23 protein-coding genes and 2 tRNA genes are annotated in these 16,368 nt (G+C 39.0%); 17 read left to right on the plus strand and 8 right to left on the minus strand.

Annotated features, from left to right (window positions below):
- Positions 1–2: 2 nt before the first annotated feature.
- From pstA to QFX38_05170, 4 genes are all read right to left on the minus strand, one after another.
- Positions 3–854, minus strand: coding sequence for a phosphate ABC transporter permease PstA (gene pstA / locus QFX38_05155; protein MDI9624255.1), 852 nt, complete (start codon positions 852–854; stop codon positions 3–5).
- 10 nt (positions 855–864) lie between these two features.
- Complete coding sequence (pstC, locus tag QFX38_05160; GenBank protein MDI9624256.1) at positions 865–1,740, minus strand: phosphate ABC transporter permease subunit PstC; 876 nt, start codon at positions 1,738–1,740, stop codon at positions 865–867.
- An 18-nt stretch (positions 1,741–1,758) separates the two neighbouring features.
- Positions 1,759–2,589: a phosphate ABC transporter substrate-binding protein gene (locus QFX38_05165; protein MDI9624257.1), complete on the minus strand. Its 831-nt coding sequence runs from the start codon at positions 2,587–2,589 to the stop codon at positions 1,759–1,761.
- A 104-nt stretch (positions 2,590–2,693) separates the two neighbouring features.
- The gene (locus QFX38_05170; GenBank protein ID MDI9624258.1) at positions 2,694–3,509 is read right to left on the minus strand and encodes a phosphate ABC transporter substrate-binding protein; all 816 of its coding nucleotides are present in this window, start codon (positions 3,507–3,509) and stop codon (positions 2,694–2,696) included.
- Positions 3,510–3,687: 178 nt separating this feature from the next.
- On the opposite strand from QFX38_05170, the gene QFX38_05175 reads away from it, so the two are divergent.
- A complete protein-coding gene (locus QFX38_05175; protein MDI9624259.1) occupies positions 3,688–4,554 on the plus strand; it encodes a citryl-CoA lyase in 867 nt (288 codons plus the stop codon).
- A gap of 39 nt (positions 4,555–4,593) precedes the next feature.
- Here the strand turns inward: QFX38_05175 and QFX38_05180 are convergent, their stop codons facing one another.
- The 4 genes from QFX38_05180 to QFX38_05195 form a co-directional block, all read right to left on the minus strand.
- Entirely contained in the window at positions 4,594–5,484 is an 891-nt protein-coding gene (locus tag QFX38_05180) for a PhoU domain-containing protein (protein MDI9624260.1), read from the minus strand.
- A gap of 14 nt (positions 5,485–5,498) precedes the next feature.
- Positions 5,499–6,095, minus strand: a complete 597-nt coding sequence (locus QFX38_05185; protein ID MDI9624261.1) for a hypothetical protein — start codon at positions 6,093–6,095, stop codon at positions 5,499–5,501.
- Between the two features lie 61 nt (positions 6,096–6,156).
- Positions 6,157–6,228 (minus strand) — tRNA-Thr (locus QFX38_05190).
- A gap of 20 nt (positions 6,229–6,248) precedes the next feature.
- Positions 6,249–6,331 (minus strand) — tRNA-Leu (locus QFX38_05195).
- 194 nt (positions 6,332–6,525) lie between these two features.
- On the opposite strand from QFX38_05195, the gene QFX38_05200 reads away from it, so the two are divergent.
- The 16 genes from QFX38_05200 to QFX38_05275 all read left to right on the plus strand — a co-directional run bounded on the left by QFX38_05200 (position 6,526) and on the right by QFX38_05275 (position 16,365).
- On the plus strand, positions 6,526–6,702 hold the full coding sequence (locus tag QFX38_05200) for a 4Fe-4S binding protein (protein ID MDI9624262.1): 177 nt from the start codon (positions 6,526–6,528) through the stop codon (positions 6,700–6,702).
- Entirely contained in the window at positions 6,692–7,849 is a 1,158-nt protein-coding gene (locus QFX38_05205) for an NAD(P)/FAD-dependent oxidoreductase (protein MDI9624263.1), read from the plus strand. Before QFX38_05200 ends, QFX38_05205 begins: the two co-directional genes overlap by 11 nt.
- 11 nt (positions 7,850–7,860) lie before the next feature.
- Entirely contained in the window at positions 7,861–10,344 is a 2,484-nt protein-coding gene (locus QFX38_05210) for a glycosyltransferase family 39 protein (protein MDI9624264.1), read from the plus strand.
- Positions 10,345–10,748: 404 nt separating this feature from the next.
- Positions 10,749–11,249, plus strand: a complete 501-nt coding sequence (locus QFX38_05215; protein MDI9624265.1) for a hypothetical protein — start codon at positions 10,749–10,751, stop codon at positions 11,247–11,249.
- A gap of 8 nt (positions 11,250–11,257) precedes the next feature.
- On the plus strand, positions 11,258–11,503 hold the full coding sequence (locus QFX38_05220) for a DUF2109 family protein (GenBank protein ID MDI9624266.1): 246 nt from the start codon (positions 11,258–11,260) through the stop codon (positions 11,501–11,503).
- Positions 11,500–11,757: a DUF2108 domain-containing protein gene (locus tag QFX38_05225; protein MDI9624267.1), complete on the plus strand. Its 258-nt coding sequence runs from the start codon at positions 11,500–11,502 to the stop codon at positions 11,755–11,757. Before QFX38_05220 ends, QFX38_05225 begins: the two co-directional genes overlap by 4 nt.
- Positions 11,754–12,035: an EhaE family protein gene (locus QFX38_05230; protein ID MDI9624268.1), complete on the plus strand. Its 282-nt coding sequence runs from the start codon at positions 11,754–11,756 to the stop codon at positions 12,033–12,035. The genes QFX38_05225 and QFX38_05230 overlap by 4 nt, the downstream gene beginning before the upstream one ends.
- Positions 12,032–12,520, plus strand: coding sequence for a DUF2106 family protein (locus QFX38_05235; protein ID MDI9624269.1), 489 nt, complete (start codon positions 12,032–12,034; stop codon positions 12,518–12,520). The genes QFX38_05230 and QFX38_05235 overlap by 4 nt, the downstream gene beginning before the upstream one ends.
- A 15-nt stretch (positions 12,521–12,535) precedes the next feature.
- Positions 12,536–13,213 carry a DUF2105 family protein gene (locus QFX38_05240; GenBank protein ID MDI9624270.1) on the plus strand — a complete coding sequence of 226 codons (678 nt, stop codon included), beginning with the start codon at positions 12,536–12,538 and terminating at the stop codon, positions 13,211–13,213.
- A 14-nt stretch (positions 13,214–13,227) separates the two neighbouring features.
- A complete protein-coding gene (locus tag QFX38_05245) occupies positions 13,228–13,899 on the plus strand; it encodes a proton-conducting transporter membrane subunit (protein ID MDI9624271.1) in 672 nt (223 codons plus the stop codon).
- Positions 13,900–13,905: 6 nt separating this feature from the next.
- Positions 13,906–14,121: a hypothetical protein gene (locus QFX38_05250; GenBank protein MDI9624272.1), complete on the plus strand. Its 216-nt coding sequence runs from the start codon at positions 13,906–13,908 to the stop codon at positions 14,119–14,121.
- A gap of 15 nt (positions 14,122–14,136) precedes the next feature.
- The gene (locus QFX38_05255; protein MDI9624273.1) at positions 14,137–15,009 is read left to right on the plus strand and encodes an NADH-quinone oxidoreductase subunit H; all 873 of its coding nucleotides are present in this window, start codon (positions 14,137–14,139) and stop codon (positions 15,007–15,009) included.
- A 10-nt stretch (positions 15,010–15,019) separates the two neighbouring features.
- Entirely contained in the window at positions 15,020–15,259 is a 240-nt protein-coding gene (locus QFX38_05260; protein MDI9624274.1) for a hypothetical protein, read from the plus strand.
- Position 15,260: 1 nt separating this feature from the next.
- Complete coding sequence (locus tag QFX38_05265) at positions 15,261–15,539, plus strand: DUF2104 family protein (GenBank protein MDI9624275.1); 279 nt, start codon at positions 15,261–15,263, stop codon at positions 15,537–15,539.
- The gene (locus QFX38_05270) at positions 15,536–15,937 is read left to right on the plus strand and encodes a DUF1959 family protein (GenBank protein ID MDI9624276.1); all 402 of its coding nucleotides are present in this window, start codon (positions 15,536–15,538) and stop codon (positions 15,935–15,937) included. The genes QFX38_05265 and QFX38_05270 overlap by 4 nt, the downstream gene beginning before the upstream one ends.
- Complete coding sequence (locus tag QFX38_05275) at positions 15,934–16,365, plus strand: NADH-quinone oxidoreductase subunit B family protein (protein ID MDI9624277.1); 432 nt, start codon at positions 15,934–15,936, stop codon at positions 16,363–16,365. Before QFX38_05270 ends, QFX38_05275 begins: the two co-directional genes overlap by 4 nt.
- Positions 16,366–16,368: the final 3 nt, after the last annotated feature.

The raw sequence follows: 16,368 nt of genomic DNA on the forward strand, positions 1-16,368 counted from the left end.
GGTCATCGCCCCATCATCTTCCTCCTGTACCTTTCAACAAGAGTATTGGTAGTGATTGTAATAATAAGAACTATTATCACAAGGACAGCTGCAGTCCCATAAGCGTTTTTAAGTGAAAGACCCTCTGTGGCAAGCACATATAAATGTAATGGAAGAGGTCTTCCAGGATCGAAGATAGAAATTGGCATTGAAAGGGCTGATCCAACGACAAACATTACCGCAGCAGCCTCTGATATGGCTCTAGCCATCCCCAATATTATCCCCGTGACTATTCCTGGCATTGCTGCTGGTATCACAACCCTGTAGATTGTTTCCCAGTTAGTAGCGCCTAATGCCCAGCTTGCTTCCCTGTAAGATCTTGGCACGCTTTCAATAGATACTACGGCCACCTGGAATATTGTGGGTAAAGCCATGAGCGCAAGTACAAGACCCCCTGAAAGGAGGGACCATCCAAGTCCAAGGAATATAACAAAGAATGACAATCCAAATAATCCGAAGACTATTGAAGGTATTGATGCTAATGTTTCAGCGCCAAATTTTATGAGCTTAACTATCTGCGTTTCACCAGCATATTCCGCCATGTAAACTGCAGCTCCAACACCAAGGGGTGTTGCGATTAAAACCGCTAATAGCGTCACATAAATGCTTGATACTATCATCGGGGCTATACCACCAGCTCTACCAGAATCTATTGGCTCTGACAATAAGAATTCGAGGTTAACTGCTGGCAAACCCTTGAAGAGTATGTAGCCTATGATCACTATCAATATTACTATTGTGAATATCCCAGAAGCCCATAGTACTCCATTCATTATTTTCTGGGCGGTTTTAGGTGAAATAAGCTTAAATGACATTTTAATCACCCTATAGGTAGCCTCCTCCGACTACTATCTTTTTCTTGTAGTGGAAGTAGTTGGCGATTACCAGCAATATCATGATGACTATGAATAATATTACAGCCGTCCCAAAAAGTGCGCTGTAATGTAATCCTGTTGCATATCCCATCTCAAGGGCTATGTTTGATGTTAATGCTCTCACAGGGTCTAATATTGAACTTGGGATTTGTGCTACGTTACCTGCTACCATGATAACTGCTAATGTTTCACCGATGGCTCTTCCCATCGCGAGGATAATAGATGTAATTATACCAGGTATTGCAGCTGGGACTATTACATGCCTTATTGTCTGCCAATGGGTTGCTCCTAGGGCGAGTGACGCCTCCTTGTATTCCAATGGGACTGATTTGATCGCATCTTCTGATACGCTTATTATCGTGGGCATTATCATGATGGCCAGTATTAATGATGCTGTAAGTATGCCGAAACCTGTGCCCCCGATATGTGTTCTTACAAGGGGTACTAAGACTATGAGGCCAAAGAATCCGTATACAACAGATGGTATGGCTGCTAGTGTTTCAATGACTGGTTTGAGGATTCTTCTCATGAATTGTGGTGCTATTTCTGCCATGAAAATTGCGCATAAAAAGGAGAAGGGAACTGCAATGGCAAGTGAAAGGAAAGTAATACATAATGATCCTACTATCATTGTAAATACGCCATATTCTCCATCTGAAGGGGCCCATTCCCAACCGAATATGAAATGTATAAAACCATATTCTTGGAATATTGGTATGGCTTCTCTGAAGATGAAAAGTACTATTAGTAGTATGATTATTATTGAGAATATTGCGGTTAGGAAAAGTCCCTTTTCAATTAGCATTTCCCTTGTCCTACTTATCATGGTATAACCCCCACAATTTTAGTCATCATCTGAAACATTTGCTATTGCGGGCACAACTCTTTCACTTCTTATTATGTTTTGTCCTTCTGGTGAAAAAACCCACTTTATGAAGTCCTTCACAACACCGGTTGGTTCGCCCTTTGTGAGGAATATGAACGGAACAACAAGTGGATATGACCCATCAGCGACTGTCCTCTCAGATGGTTGGACACCATCAATTTTGAGGGCTTTTACATCATCACTCATATGGGACATTGAAACAAAACCAATAGCATAAGGGTCTTGTTTAACTGATTGTTTAACTGATTCTGTGGATCCTTGAACTATCGCATCAGAACGTATTTTAGCATCCTTCATTACTAAGCTCTGGAATGAACTTCTAGTCCCTGATCCCTCTTCTCGGACTATGACATGTATTTCAGCGTCTGGGCCTCCTACTTCCTTCCAGTTTCGTATTTTTCCACTGAATATGTCTCTAAGTTGTTCTTTTGTCAGGTCGTCTATGGGGTTTTCTTTGTTCACTGCTATCACTATACCATCTTTTCCGATAACATATTCTTTTAAACCATCCTTTTCTTCGGGTTTAAGTGATTTTGAACTTGTGCCTATGTCTACAACGCCTTGTTGGGCTGTTCGGATGCCCATACCAGATCCTCCGCCTTGTACGTTTATTTTAACATCTGGATGTTTTTTCATGTACTCGGCTGCAAGTTTTTCAGCCACCGGCTGTACAGATGTTGAACCTGCTATCTCGATCCTCTCATAATGGACGCCTGGTCTGAATAATAGGTAGAGTACGATGACAAATATGAGTAGTATCCCCCCTTTCCATTTTATCTCCAAATGTATCACCTTGAAAATATTATTCCCCTAAAAAATAGTTTTCCTTAATTAATATATAATATATTTCATTTCAGGAGGTTCTAAAAAAGAGAAAATAGGGGGTTTGGATTCTATTGTTTGGCTGGGACTATTTTCTCGGATCTTATTATTTCTTGTCCTTCTGGGCTTAGGACCCAATCAATGAAGTCTTTTACCACGCCAGTCGGTTCGCCCTTTGTAAGGAACAAGAATGGTCTCTGGAGTTTGTATGACCCATCGGCTACTGTCTTCTCTGATGGTATTATACCATCGATTTCAAGTGCTTTAACGGTGTCATCGAGGTTAGCAAGTGATATAAAGCCGATGGCATTGGGGTCTTGCTTAACAGCTTGTTTAACTGCCTCTGTGGAACTTTCTACGATTGCATCTTTTCTTATTTTAGCTTCTTTCTTCATCACAATTTCTTCAAATGCTTTACGCGTTCCTGAACCTTCTTCCCTTGTTATAACTGTTATCGGGGCATCTGGGCCTCCTACTTCCTTCCAGTTTCGTATTTTTCCACTGAATATGTCTCTGACTTGTTCTGTTGTAAGGCCTTGGATGTTGTTTTGTTTATTCACGATTACGACTATACCATCTTTACCTATGAGGTATACTTTAAGGCCTTTCTTTTCGTCTTCTTTTAGTTCTTTGGAGGATGTGCCTATGTCTGCTGTTCCTTGTTGTGCTTGTGTAATGCCTACACTTGATCCTCCGCCTTGTACGTTTATTTTAACATCTGGATGTTTTTTCATGTACTCGGCTGCAAGTTTTTCAGCCACCGGCTGTACAGATGTTGAACCTACTATATCGATCCTTTTTTCTTCACCCTGGCCGCCTAGGACTACTATGGCTCCTATTATTATAATTATGGCGACTATTATCCCTAAAATTGTTTTGGTGTCCATTTTTTATCACCAATTTTTAAGTTGGCTGTAAACTTATTTAAATTTTACTATTAGTGAATTATATTTCGTATTTTATGAACAAAAATATTTGATGATAGGATTTTGTTCATATTATATGAACAAAACTACACTAAAAGTATAAATATGATGACATATAAGCCTGGTATGGTGAATAGTTATGATAACAGAAAAATCCTTAAAAGAAATTTTTAAGTTTAATATTTGTCGTTGGAGGACATCCATAACCCTCATTGAAAAAAATTGTATAATTACACGTGGTTATTTAATAGAAGATTTAATTGAAAATCTTTCCTTCCCCGAAGTCATATTTTTACTATTAATGGGCGATTTGCCCTCTAAAAATAAATCCAAAATGCTTAATGCCATACTAGTATCCTTCTGCGACCATGGTGTTACACCACCAAGCACACAAGTCGCCCGTCTCACCAGATCAACAGGTTCATCTTTAAACGCCTCTCTAGCCGCCGGTTTATTAGCCTTCGGCGAAAACCATGCTGGCGCTATAGAAAAAGCCATGAAATTATTCCAAGAAACCATAAGTATTTGTAAATCCCAAAAAGATATACCAGTATTAGCAGAGAAAATCGTGGAAGAACACCTACAAATGGGAAAGAAAATACCTGGTTATGGTCACAGATACCACCAAAAAGACCCCAGAGCAACAAAAATACTAAAAATAGCAAAAGAACTAAAATGCACAGGACCACACACACAATTAGCAAAAGAAATAGAAAAAATACTATACAACTCCAAAAAAATACACCTAAATATCGACGGAGCTAACGCAGCAATATTATCAGACATAGGATTCCACTGGAGCACAGGAACCGGAATATTCATGATAGGAAGATTACCAGGATTAATAGCCCACATAAACGAAGAATCACAAGAAGAACCATTCAGAAAAACCTTAAAACTCGAAGAAATACAATATCACGGAAAAAAACCAAATAAAAAAATGCAAAATTCAAAAACTCCATTTAATGCACTTTCTGTTATATCAACCCAACAATCTCTGAAATAAATGTTGGGAACGCCTTCCATTTTTTCATAACCAAAAAATCTACAACTTTCTGAACCTCTCAGGAGTAATTGTACGTGGAATATTCATATAAAACTCACCCGCAGTATCCACAATCTCCACAGAAATATCCCCTATTCTCTCAAAGGTCTTAACTACCCTTGAAAGCGAAATATAGTATGTTGAACGCTCTTTCTCATCAAAAGACGTTTCAGCCATTTGAGTAGCAATACAATTAAGCGCTTTTCTCTGTATCCTATGCATCTTCTTCTCAAGTTTCATAACATCATCTTTAAGTTCCAATCTTTCATTAAGGAAAGCTTTCATAGCCTTTTTAACCATGCTAATAGCAGTTTCATACATCCAACGAAGATAATCCATAATCTCAGGATCCACAGGATACGCTTCCTTAACCGTGAAATTAGCTATTATACCTGAATGATCACCTATACGTTCAAGATCATAGGCTATTTCAGTGAATACCACAGCCCTCCCAAACTCAGAATATGGATTCATAGCAATTGCAGTATCAACTGAAGACCTGATCTTTTCATGCATATGATTAGTAACATAATCCATCCTAAGAGCTTCATCTGCAAGCTCTTTATCATAAGTGGCAAAAGCTTTAAATGACTTTTCAAGCTGCTTACACACATGCCTCGCCATATCCTTCAAAAGCTCCTTGATGAAAAAACTCCCAGCATACTCCCTCGAAGTCACTTCCTCACCAAAAACATCCGCAAATTCCTCAAATTTCTGAAGATCAACCATATAAGCCCTCTTAACAACACCCTTCTTTATAAGCGGCCTAAGTAACTTAGTAACATAACGCCGCGTAATTCCCAACTTTTCAGCGATCTCATCCTGCGTAGAAGGATTTTCATATAATATCACATCAATTATAGCCTTAAGAGTGGCGTTCCTCCGGGACATTTCCATCGCATCCATTACAATTGCTTATTTCCAGTTATTATAATTATAGACTCATTAAGTATAATAGCTATCACATAAAGTAGGATAGTAATAATAATAACAGAGATCAAAGCATCAAACTGATAAAATAATAGACTATAAAATTTCACAATAGAAGAATTCACATCCACAAATCCCCTTAAAAGGAGCAATAAACCTGCGAATACAAGCAAGTAACCATGAAATTTCTTTATCTCATCTGGCTTCAAGAAAGGGTATAACCCCATTATAAGAAGTCCAAGACCCATTGACTTGAAAAGATTCCAATGGGTTACACCTTCTAAAAGATAAATTATACTCTCAGATCTCCAATAAAAATTGGCCAAGAAATTTATAACTTCTATTATGAGTATAATCATAAGCGGGATTGTAAAAACTATCTTATCCTCCACTATCTGCGTTTTAACATCCTCTAGGGGCTCTCTAAGGTAATGAGATAAGAGTTGATAGAGCATTGACCCTAAAACAGCGCCTAATGCAGTTCCACCCACTCCAAGCTTTTGGGTAGTGAACGCTACTATACCCGATATTACACCTGCCATTATTATATCAAACGCCTTAGACAATTCCATCACCTAAAAAAACATTACTTCTCATAAAATCATATCTATGAAAGAATCAAATCACCTACAAAGCCTTAGGGGGGATTTGAACCCCCGACCTCTGCCTTACCAAGGCAGCGCTCTACCACTGAGCTACTAAGGCCAGAATAAGTATGGGTCTAGTGCAGGGGAAGGGATTTGAACCCTCGAAGGCCTGCGCCAGAGGATCTTAAGTCCTCCCCCTTTGGCCGCTCGGGCACCCCTGCATGGTAATTAATAAATAATAAAAAACTGGTATATTAAGTTAACGGTTAAGTTAATGATTAGAATGATTATAAACCCATCTCACCCTTAACAGTTCTAATAAAAGGTCTTTTATAGGTAAAATTAGACATAATTCCCATCAATTCATCTGATTAAAATCTTCGCTCTGCACACTCTAAAAAAATAGGGTGGTTAATTGAGGCTATTAGATAAATGTGGGTGTTGCGGCGCTTGTGTAAATGTATGCCCATATGAAGTCTTAGAAATGGAAAAGATTGTCATGATAAATGGAGAATGTAGGGAATGCGGTACCTGCAGTATAGTATGTCCAGTGAACGCTATACAAATAAAGGGTGCAAATCATGAAATATGACCTCATAGTAGTAGGAGGCAGAGTATCCGGATCTATATCCTCGTTTTACGCCTCGAAGAAGGGTCTCAAGGTCCTTATGATAGAAAAAAACCCTGAAATAGGCACACCAGTACAATGTGCCGGGGGTGTGAGTGACACCTTCTTCAAATCCATGAAAATAAACCCATCACCAAAATTCACTTGCACTAGGATTAAAGGTGCATGCATTCATGCACCTTCTGGTGCAAGTTTCCTAACCAGGGACCCTATGATAACAGGTTATATTGTTGAAAGAAAAATATTTGACAAACACCTTGCCATTTTAGCAGCTGAACAAGGAACCGATATAATGGTTAATACAACAGCAAAAGATCTGATAATCAAAGATGGTAAAATTAATGGTGTGATAGTTAAAAAAAATGGTCAAAGATTTGATATCAGTTCAGAGATCGTTATAGCTGCGGATGGGATACAATCAAAAATCGCCAGAAAAGCAGGCCTAGATACAAGGTTTAAAGTAGATGAAATCTGTTCATGCGCCCAGTCAGAGATGGTGGGCGTTAATGTTAAAAATGAAATAATGGAATTCTATCTCGGAAATAAAATAGCACCCGGCGGTTACTTCTGGATATTCCCAAAAGGCGAAAAAAGGGCGAACATTGGCGTTGGAATACGTAGAAAAGAATGGAACATGAAAAGTGCACAATATTATCTTAAAAAATTCACATCAAAATTAAATGCGACCGAAATAGAATTCAATATAGGAGCCGTACCTATTGGAGGGCCTGTTAAAAGAACCTATACTGATGGTCTGCTCGTAGTAGGTGACGCTGCAGGACAAGTAGACCCATTAACCGGTGGGGGCATACACATAGCCGCAGAATGCGCGAAAATAGCCGCTGAAACAGCTTCAGATGCCATAGAAGAAGGTAGAACCGATGCAGGCTTTTTAAAAGTGTATGAGAAAAGGTGGTATAAAAAAGTTGGAGTTAATATTATGAAATCCCTTAAGTATCGGAAAATACTTAATAAACTAACTGACGAAGATCTAAATAACTTGATAGAATCATTAAAAGGAAAAAAATTAAATTTAGATTCCAAGGTTTCAATTTTCAGACTGGTGAAAGATTACCCTAATATCCTCAAAATCCTCAAAGAAATACTATAGTGGTGATAAAGTTGCCAAGAAAGAAGTCTATTATATTAGTATGTATTCTAGCCTTTATCATAAGACTCATACCAAGTAGGAATTTTGCATTCCCTGGTAACGATGCATACATCCACCATGACATTGTAATGAGACTAGCCACAAAAGGCATAGGCATAATTTCAAAAAACCCCACTTCACTACTAGGACTTAAACCATACGCTTATCCACCACTTTATCATATGTTAGGACTCCTCATGTATAAGATATTTAACAGCCAACTTGTATTCTTTCTTTTACCACCGGTTCTTGCAATATTAACTATACTCGTATTTTATAAGATCGCATGGGAAATCTTCCAAAATGAGAGGGATTCAATTTTCTCAGCCTTTTTATTTTCAATGGTACCATCATTTGTGGCCAGGACATCGGTATTCATACCAGAATCCTTAGGAATCCTATTATTCACAATAATACTCTACATCCTCGTAAAATATGTTAAGAGCATGCCAGAATACTCTGATATTGATAGTTTCAGTCTAGGAGGATTCTTCAAGATATTCAAAGGCAATCTTAAATATATTATAATAGCTCTTCTGATATTTTCAATATACTTATTCACCCATAGGGGATGGGTATTCCTCACCATAACTGTCCTAATATTAATTTTAACATTCCTGATACCCTCCTTTAAAAAAAGGCCAATAGAAGTTTCTATCTTATTCTTCTTCGCAGTCGCCGGTATTCTAGAATTCACATTACTCGCCACCCGTTTACAAACACAACCAGTTACAATACTCGGATTCCCAAAATGGATGGGTCTAATCCAGCTCATATTCGGATTATATGGTGCACTATTTTTCATAAAATCGAAGAATCCACTCTACAAGTTTATATTTTTATGGTTCACTATATTTGCGATAATGGGAACATATTCCTTCAGATTCCGGGACCCTTATGCTGCGATACCATTATCCTTAATGGCCGGTTACGGGCTCTCACAAGCCATTATAAGATTGAATAAGCTCAGAATACCAGATTATAGGATACTAAAGAAAAATCTCACACCATATATAAGATTATTTGTTATTTCACTTCTTTTGATCATCCCAATCGCACAAGGGGGTGTGATAGCTTATCTAAATGTTATAAGTCCCACACCAGAGCAGATAGAGGCCTTTGAATGGATAGAGAAAAACACGCCACCCAATTCTGTGTTTTTGGCGACAATGGAAGATGCCTACCTCCTTATAGGTAACACGCACAGAAGGGACGTTCTATTATGGAAGACGATCTACCAGGGTATGATGGGAAACCCCCCCACATTAAAAGAGAAAGAGATGAGCGAAATAGAAGTAAAGACAATATTTACCACTTCACAGATCAATGAAGCATACTATTTCCTCGAAAAAAATAACATAACATACATTTACATTAGAAAACCCATGCATCAGCAAGGTTTGGGATTATATCTCCCCACAGACACCCACTTCAAAACTCTTATTGTCACGGGAGATGCTGCAGTATATCAATACATTCCAAAACCCCCCATAGAAGGGAATAAATCCAAAATAAACTTTACTGGAGACCCAAAATATGAAAAAATAACTGATTTCATAGAAAAGTTTTGGAACGGATATTCTTATTCAGAAATCGGTGGATACACTCCAATGGAATATGATCCCGCTAGAGACTTAGAATTCGGAAGCACATTTAAAGGCTGCTACGACTCCAACGCCATGATAGCAGTTTTATATGACAAACTAGCTGCTAAAACAGGAAACACACAATTTAAAGAAAGATCTGATTATCTAATCACATGGTTAGAATATAAACAGATGGAAAATGGGTCATTCCCTGGTGGAATGCCACCAGCAGAATACACCATAACAACGGCCCAGACAATTTATCCCCTAAAAGACCTAAAAACAAATGAAACTGAAAAAATAACAAATAAAGGATTACAATTTATTGAAAACCAGATAAAAAATGGGGAGATCAGAATAGCAGCCAACAAAGAGTCATCACAACTTATAGGATCAGATTACCTGAAGCTTAAAACAGAATCCCAAGTAGGTGGAATGAACCCAAACAAAGAAATCATATATAATGTAATTGAAAAACAAAGAAGAGACGGATCTTGGACCTCCATAGCATATGAAAACATCGAAATACTTAAAGGATTAACCCTATACTACCTCGCAACAAATGATACAAAGGCCCTAAAATCAATCCAAGAAGGCTCAAAATGGCTTAAAGCTAACCAAGAAGACAATGGCCAATTCAAAGGTGATGGAGATCCAGAAATATATTCCATAGGACATTACGCCGATGCACTCCTAGTATATTACGTGGCAGGGGACAAAGGAGCCATGGAAAAAACTCTCAATTACACCTTAAAAAAGAACATTAAAAATGACCCAACACCACTAAAATCCTACCTAACACTATTCTGGGACCTTAAAATAATATACAACGAGGATAAAGCCCTAGAATTATCATCAAAGATACTATAAAAAAACACTGAGATACAATTTATTTACCCAATATCTTAAATTTCCCACACTTTTTTTACTCTTTTTAAATTTGGACAAGAAACCGGGAAAATAACAAAAATTTATAAAATATTCATATCCTAGGGCAAAACAAAACATATTTATATGTTTTAAGAGAAGAATTAAGGTGAAGTATAAAGGGATAATACGGGTATGAGGTGCAAAAGAAATGTTTAATATACTATTATCCGCACTCCAAGATTTTTTGAAAAAAACATTAAACATCTAAATGTCCATCCAAATTTCATGACCTCACAAAGCTTCTTTGGATCATCCATGGAATCTAAGAATATTAAATACAAACATATAAACTGGGACAAGTCTAATATTACTTCTAGGGAAACTAACACCTGGGGTGGATACCTTTGAATGAAATCATAGCAATCCCAATCGCCGCAATCTTAGCATGGCTAAACTTCGTTATAATAGACATATGGATGGGCCTACCCGAAGCCCCAGGTGTCAGAGGCGCGAGGGCAATCGGCAAATCCATAGAGAAAAGAGGAGGAGATCTAGGCGGAGGCTACTTTAAGGGGAATATCGTATGCTCTCCAGACGCCTCAGCCGGCACTCTACTAGCATCCTGTGGCTACTATGGATTCGGGGGCCCTGAGGGTGGTCTGATCGCCGCATTATTCGTTTACTTCGGGAATAGAATGTGCGCAGATCCCGGATACGCCGGGACAACAGGAGCCCTAACCATAACTTCTATAATATGGATCGCCTCCCATTTTGGTATCACAGCAAATTACTTTATAGTAGGTATAGTCATCGCCATATTAACCATCCAAGGCTTATATCATCCACTATCATCCAAACTAATCGGTAAAATAGCCAGAAAAATGAATAGAAAGGTCATCAAATAGTGGTAGAAATGATAGAAGAAACAATCATCTCATGTATAATAATATATATGGTTTTAAGACTCTTCATAACCCAGAATAGGTTAGAAAGGATGCCATACCTCAATGTCATAAATTTTGGGGTTGCGGCGATTATAACACTCAAAAATCCATCACCACTAGGTGCAATAACATCAATGGTATATTTCATACTCGCAACTGTAGGCGCCAATGCAATAGCATTCACCATAAGCAAAGTAAAGGAGATAGAAGGATGAACATTGAATTCATATATGCTGCGGCCATCCTCATGATAGTCGGGGCCCTAGGAGGCGTGCTTCAAACAAGGCCCATAGACAAGTTCCTCATGTTAGCAGTGCTAGGTGATGGGCTAATTAGTATCGTGGCAACCTTCGGCTACCTTGACGTGGCCATGGCATCCTCATTCATGACCTTCGTAGGAATAATCATAATGATGATAGGATTAGTTAGAGTACTTGAAATCAGAAAAATGCGAGGCGAAATAGGATGATCTCAGCCACTGGGACACTTCCATTAATATCATTCTACCTAGGGTTAACCTTAGTATTAATTGGGAGCTTAGGTGTTGTATTCGGGCCTAAAACTTCCAAAGAGCCCATAGTTAGGATAATAAACCTTACAGTCCCTTCTACAGGCGTGGCATTGATCTTTTTAAGTTATAATTATACCCTTGCAATGTTAACATTTCTAAGTGTGAATCCAATCCTCTATATCATAATGATAAGGGCTATTATAAGATTGGAAGAAATGGGAGGCCCCATAAGTTGATAGGGAGAATCTTAAATCTTTTAGCCGAGCCCAGGGTGGTCCCTAAAATATTCGCATTCGCAATAGCAGTAGTATTAGTTTTTAGTTTGCCTCTTCCATTTCATCTCAACCCTGAACAAGTCTATCCTAAACCTCCACCCCAACTCCAGATAGAGCTGGCCAAGAAAAATGTTGATGTGAGTTATAATCTTGCACCCTATAATCGTGGCGGATTGCCAGTAGACCCCCATAATAGGGGTATAGTGAAGTCACAGTACAAAAGCCCATATGAAGGTTGGATAACGGCCTATCTAACTCCATTCTCCCAGTGGCTGAGAGATGTTTCATACCACTTAGGCACCACTATCGTAGCGCATCCAGGGGGGATCCTAGATGAAATCTTATACTACACAAGGGGATTAGACACGATACTCGAATCATCCATACTATTCACAGCATTTACCATAGCCTCTTGGGTTATATTAAATAGGACAAGAAAAATATGATGGGAGAATAATAAAATGGACCCTGTTTCAATAGTCCCTAATGTCGTGCCCCAAATAATCGTAAACTTTTATCCCATAGCAATCACAATCGCCATCGTAACAGCCGCCATAGGACTCTCAGGGGTTATAATAGAAAAAAATGACTTCCAAAAGATTCTAATAATCCAGATAGTCACTTATGCCATGCTGATAATCGTAGCAGCTGTGGGGACTGACTTAGCCGAAGCACTCATCCTTCCAGGGTTAGTTGTATCACTAGCAGAGATACTAGCAGTAACAGAAGTGCTAATATTCAGAGAATATACAAAAAGAGGAACCAACCCGCCACAATTAAAAAAATATAAACCTATTGACATGGAAGTTCTAAAGACAGCCATCCCCATAACCTCACTCCTCTGTGTTGTATATGGTACGATACTAACAGGTTTTACAGGGGGAGCGGTCGCAGGGGCTGGTATACTCATCTACTTGTTCATAGGAGAACCCAAGGGCTTATCACATGATTTCTGGGAGGAGATGTCAGGAGTGTCAGGATTGGCATGGTGCTCATGGCTTCTAGGATTCCTATTATATTTCCTAAACCCAAGATTATGGCTTGTGGCACTATTCATGTCAGGTGGCGGGATCGTAATCAAAGTAGCCTTGAAATTTGGACTCCTAGGAATACTAAACCGGGAAGAATTCAATAAATAAGGGCGGTCAAGTTTATGAATGAGATAACAAATCTAAACGGTCCAATAATAGGACACATCCCATTCATGGATATAATATTATATATAAGCCCATTTTCACTAGCTTTAGTAGCGGTTATAGTGGCTTTCACAATATTCTTGGCACTAAGCAAACCAGAATTAAGATCAGTAGCAAGATTTGGAGAAGACATAGTAAGAACAACCACTGTAGAGAAAAAAGAAGCCAGATTCAGGAGATTCATGACAATACTCTGTGGTATAGCATTAACAGGCGTAGTTACCACAGGGGACTTGTTCAATTTCGCACTATTCGTATCGTTAACTGGCATCACAAACATGGGCATATTTGCAGGAGTGAAGGACACCCACGTCCTCGATGCAACATTCCATTATGGCCTCGTTCTCATGATCTGTAGCCTACCACTATTCGGTGGAGTGGCCATGATACTAGCAAACACAGGCACCCTAAGCATGGGCATCCTAGCAAACATCCCCACAAACCCTATATTGAACATGAGCCGAACATTACTCCTCATAGGGGCTATAGGAGAAGGTGCACTAGCACCATTCTTCGCAACCAAAGTAGAAATGATAAGAGCAAAGGGAGCCCCCTATATAAATATGATGCATTTAAGCTCCCTAATGGTCTTCACAAGAGTAATAGAAGTCCTATTAATCCTAGGGTGATCTACAATGAAAAAAAAGACAAAAAATAGTATACTCGCAACAGTCACCAGCCTACCCATCATACTTGGACTTATAATACCACCCCCATTAGTTGTTTCAATCATAATTTTAACCGTGTTCATCCCATTATCAGCATATTATATTGGCCTCGTGTTAATGGCCCGTGCAAAGACCAAGAAAGATGAGAAAGAACGCACAAAACTGACATTCACAGGTTACTAAAACTCGGTGATAAAGATGGGCTATCTATCCCCAGTCAATCTACCCTACATGCTATTAGAGATAATCACAGCATTCATAATAGGAGGACTATTATTAGGACTCCAAAGAAAGGTTATAGCGAGGATCCAGGGCAGGCCAGGACCGCCCATAATACAACATTTACTCCACACATTCAAATTCTATATAAAAGAGCTTTCAATCCCCAGAACTTCGAGCATGCCATTATACGTGGCGATAGTAATGGCATTAGATGGTCTATGGGTTCTCGCACTCATCATAGGCCCGATATTACATGGTCCACTTGGCATTATAATATTATGCTATGCCATACATAAGGTTTCAGAGCATGGTATAGGCCTAGCTTCTGGGTCGCCTTATACAAAAATGGGAAGCTGTAGGGCAGTTCTTTCTGCTACTGCTGAAATGCCCCTAATGGCAGTCATGGCACTAGTATACTTCAAAACCCACACCCTCATATTAGCTGATATAATCAATTATCAGATCGTCCATGGATCTCTAGTCATGCAATTACCATTATGCGCATTGGCCGTGTTCATATTACTAGTTTCAAAGGCACCTTATAGTCCATTTGGGATAGTCTGGGGTAAGGATATAGTCTCAGGTTATAAGACAGAGCATTTTGGTGTTATAAGGGGCGTTCTAATGATGGGTGAAATTCTAGGATACTTCGTACTCTTATGGTGCTTTTTAACACTCTTCTTTGGGGGTATAATAAACACGCCATTAGATTATATCATAGGGATGACAATCATTACAATCATTCTAGGATTTATCGCTGCCTTGACGCCAATGGTGGCACCATATCACTCTGTAATGATACAATGGATATTCGCAGTACTGGCCCTTGTAAATGCTGTCCTTGTGTGAGGTGTAAATAATGGAAAGATCATATATAATCTTGTCATTGGCTATGATCGGCATTCTTGTCATGGTAATGGTCGCAGCTAGTATAATGCAATTAAGGATTGCAATAGTAGCAGCTATAATATTCACACTACTGCTCTCATTTTTCTTCCTAGGTAAAAATGTGGAGACAATTGAAACCATAGCATTCTGGTTTGTTATAATCATGTTCATAATTACAGCAGCCTTCATATTCAAGGGGGGAGGCTTCTAGAATGGCATACTTCACATACCTTCCACATTTGGTCATGTTCACCATCGGGATGGTGATAGGCTTAGAGGTAAGTTATAAGTGGCACAGTGAACCATTCGTAAGAAAAAGAATAGAAACCATACCACTCATAGTCGCTTTAATAGGGGGCGGACTCATGATCATCTACGCACCCCTCGGATTATTCTTCATAGGTTTTGTGATCGGGATGAGACCGGGATATGGTGTCTATGAGAGCATAATAGGGATCCTATTCGCATTAATACTATGGGTGACCCTATGACCGACAAGACAATAAAAAAGATAAAATTGTGGAAGCTTGAAAGTTACGCCTACAAAAACCAAGTAGTGAAAACACTCTCAGAAACCTTGAAGATCCCAATAGAAAAAGTGGAGGAATTATTAGCCAAAAACTTGGACATGGCAAGGATAGAATCATCCCACTCATCAATGGAACAAGCAATACTTTTCAGACTTGAAAAACAGATAGAACTAGACCTAGGACTAGACTACCTACACCATCTAGAACTCCTGGATAAAGAACAACTAAAAACCATAAAAGAAGAAATCATAAAAAAATTAGAAATTTCTGGGAAACTAGAAATAGACCCAGAAGAGTATAAAAAACTGATAGAAAAGGCCAGGAAGAAGATAATAAAAATCCTAGAGGGGAGTGGATGATAAAAGACTTCATAAGGAAAAGATCAATTCACGTTTGCCTAATCTGCACAGGAGGATGCAACGGATGCGACATAGAAGTAGCCGCACTCCTATCAAAAAGATACGACATCGAACAATACGGCATATACCTCCACAATAATCCCCGTGAATGCGACGCGCTCCTAGTTACTGGACATGTGGCGAAACAATGGCAAGAAAAACTCATAGAATTATATAACAAAGTCCCAGAGCCAAAGGCCGTCCTAGCAATAGGAGCATGCGCCCTAACCGGGGGAATATTCCAACAAGAATCCGACAAAACAGGAGCCCCAGTAAGCAATTTCATCCCAGTAGACGCAGAAGTCCCAGGATGCCCACCAAGACCAGCCGAAATAGCCACAGCCATACTAAAATACGTACCAGGAGTCCTGGCCAGCTACTCAAAATAATCA

The sequence above is a fragment of the Methanothermobacter sp. genome (assembly GCA_030055615.1).
Classification (GTDB): Archaea; Methanobacteriota; Methanobacteria; order Methanobacteriales; family DSM-23052; genus Methanothermobacter_A.

Coding starts and splice junctions, on each gene's coding strand:
- pstC (MDI9624256.1), bottom strand. CDS start 1,740: ATGATAAGTAGGACAAGGGAAATGCTAATTGAAAAGGGACTTTTCCTA.
- QFX38_05205 (MDI9624263.1), top strand. CDS start 6,692: ATGAAATATGACCTCATAGTAGTAGGAGGCAGAGTATCCGGATCTATA.
- QFX38_05275 (MDI9624277.1), top strand. CDS start 15,934: ATGATAAAAGACTTCATAAGGAAAAGATCAATTCACGTTTGCCTAATC.
- QFX38_05220 (MDI9624266.1), top strand. CDS start 11,258: ATGATAGAAGAAACAATCATCTCATGTATAATAATATATATGGTTTTA.
- QFX38_05270 (MDI9624276.1), top strand. CDS start 15,536: ATGACCGACAAGACAATAAAAAAGATAAAATTGTGGAAGCTTGAAAGT.
- pstA (MDI9624255.1), bottom strand. CDS start 854: ATGTCATTTAAGCTTATTTCACCTAAAACCGCCCAGAAAATAATGAAT.
- QFX38_05180 (MDI9624260.1), bottom strand. CDS start 5,484: ATGTCCCGGAGGAACGCCACTCTTAAGGCTATAATTGATGTGATATTA.
- QFX38_05240 (MDI9624270.1), top strand. CDS start 12,536: ATGGACCCTGTTTCAATAGTCCCTAATGTCGTGCCCCAAATAATCGTA.
- QFX38_05265 (MDI9624275.1), top strand. CDS start 15,261: ATGGCATACTTCACATACCTTCCACATTTGGTCATGTTCACCATCGGG.
- QFX38_05175 (MDI9624259.1), top strand. CDS start 3,688: ATGATAACAGAAAAATCCTTAAAAGAAATTTTTAAGTTTAATATTTGT.
- QFX38_05245 (MDI9624271.1), top strand. CDS start 13,228: ATGAATGAGATAACAAATCTAAACGGTCCAATAATAGGACACATCCCA.
- QFX38_05230 (MDI9624268.1), top strand. CDS start 11,754: ATGATCTCAGCCACTGGGACACTTCCATTAATATCATTCTACCTAGGG.
- QFX38_05250 (MDI9624272.1), top strand. CDS start 13,906: ATGAAAAAAAAGACAAAAAATAGTATACTCGCAACAGTCACCAGCCTA.
- QFX38_05255 (MDI9624273.1), top strand. CDS start 14,137: ATGGGCTATCTATCCCCAGTCAATCTACCCTACATGCTATTAGAGATA.
- QFX38_05170 (MDI9624258.1), bottom strand. CDS start 3,509: ATGGACACCAAAACAATTTTAGGGATAATAGTCGCCATAATTATAATA.
- QFX38_05260 (MDI9624274.1), top strand. CDS start 15,020: ATGGAAAGATCATATATAATCTTGTCATTGGCTATGATCGGCATTCTT.
- QFX38_05225 (MDI9624267.1), top strand. CDS start 11,500: ATGAACATTGAATTCATATATGCTGCGGCCATCCTCATGATAGTCGGG.
- QFX38_05185 (MDI9624261.1), bottom strand. CDS start 6,095: ATGGAATTGTCTAAGGCGTTTGATATAATAATGGCAGGTGTAATATCG.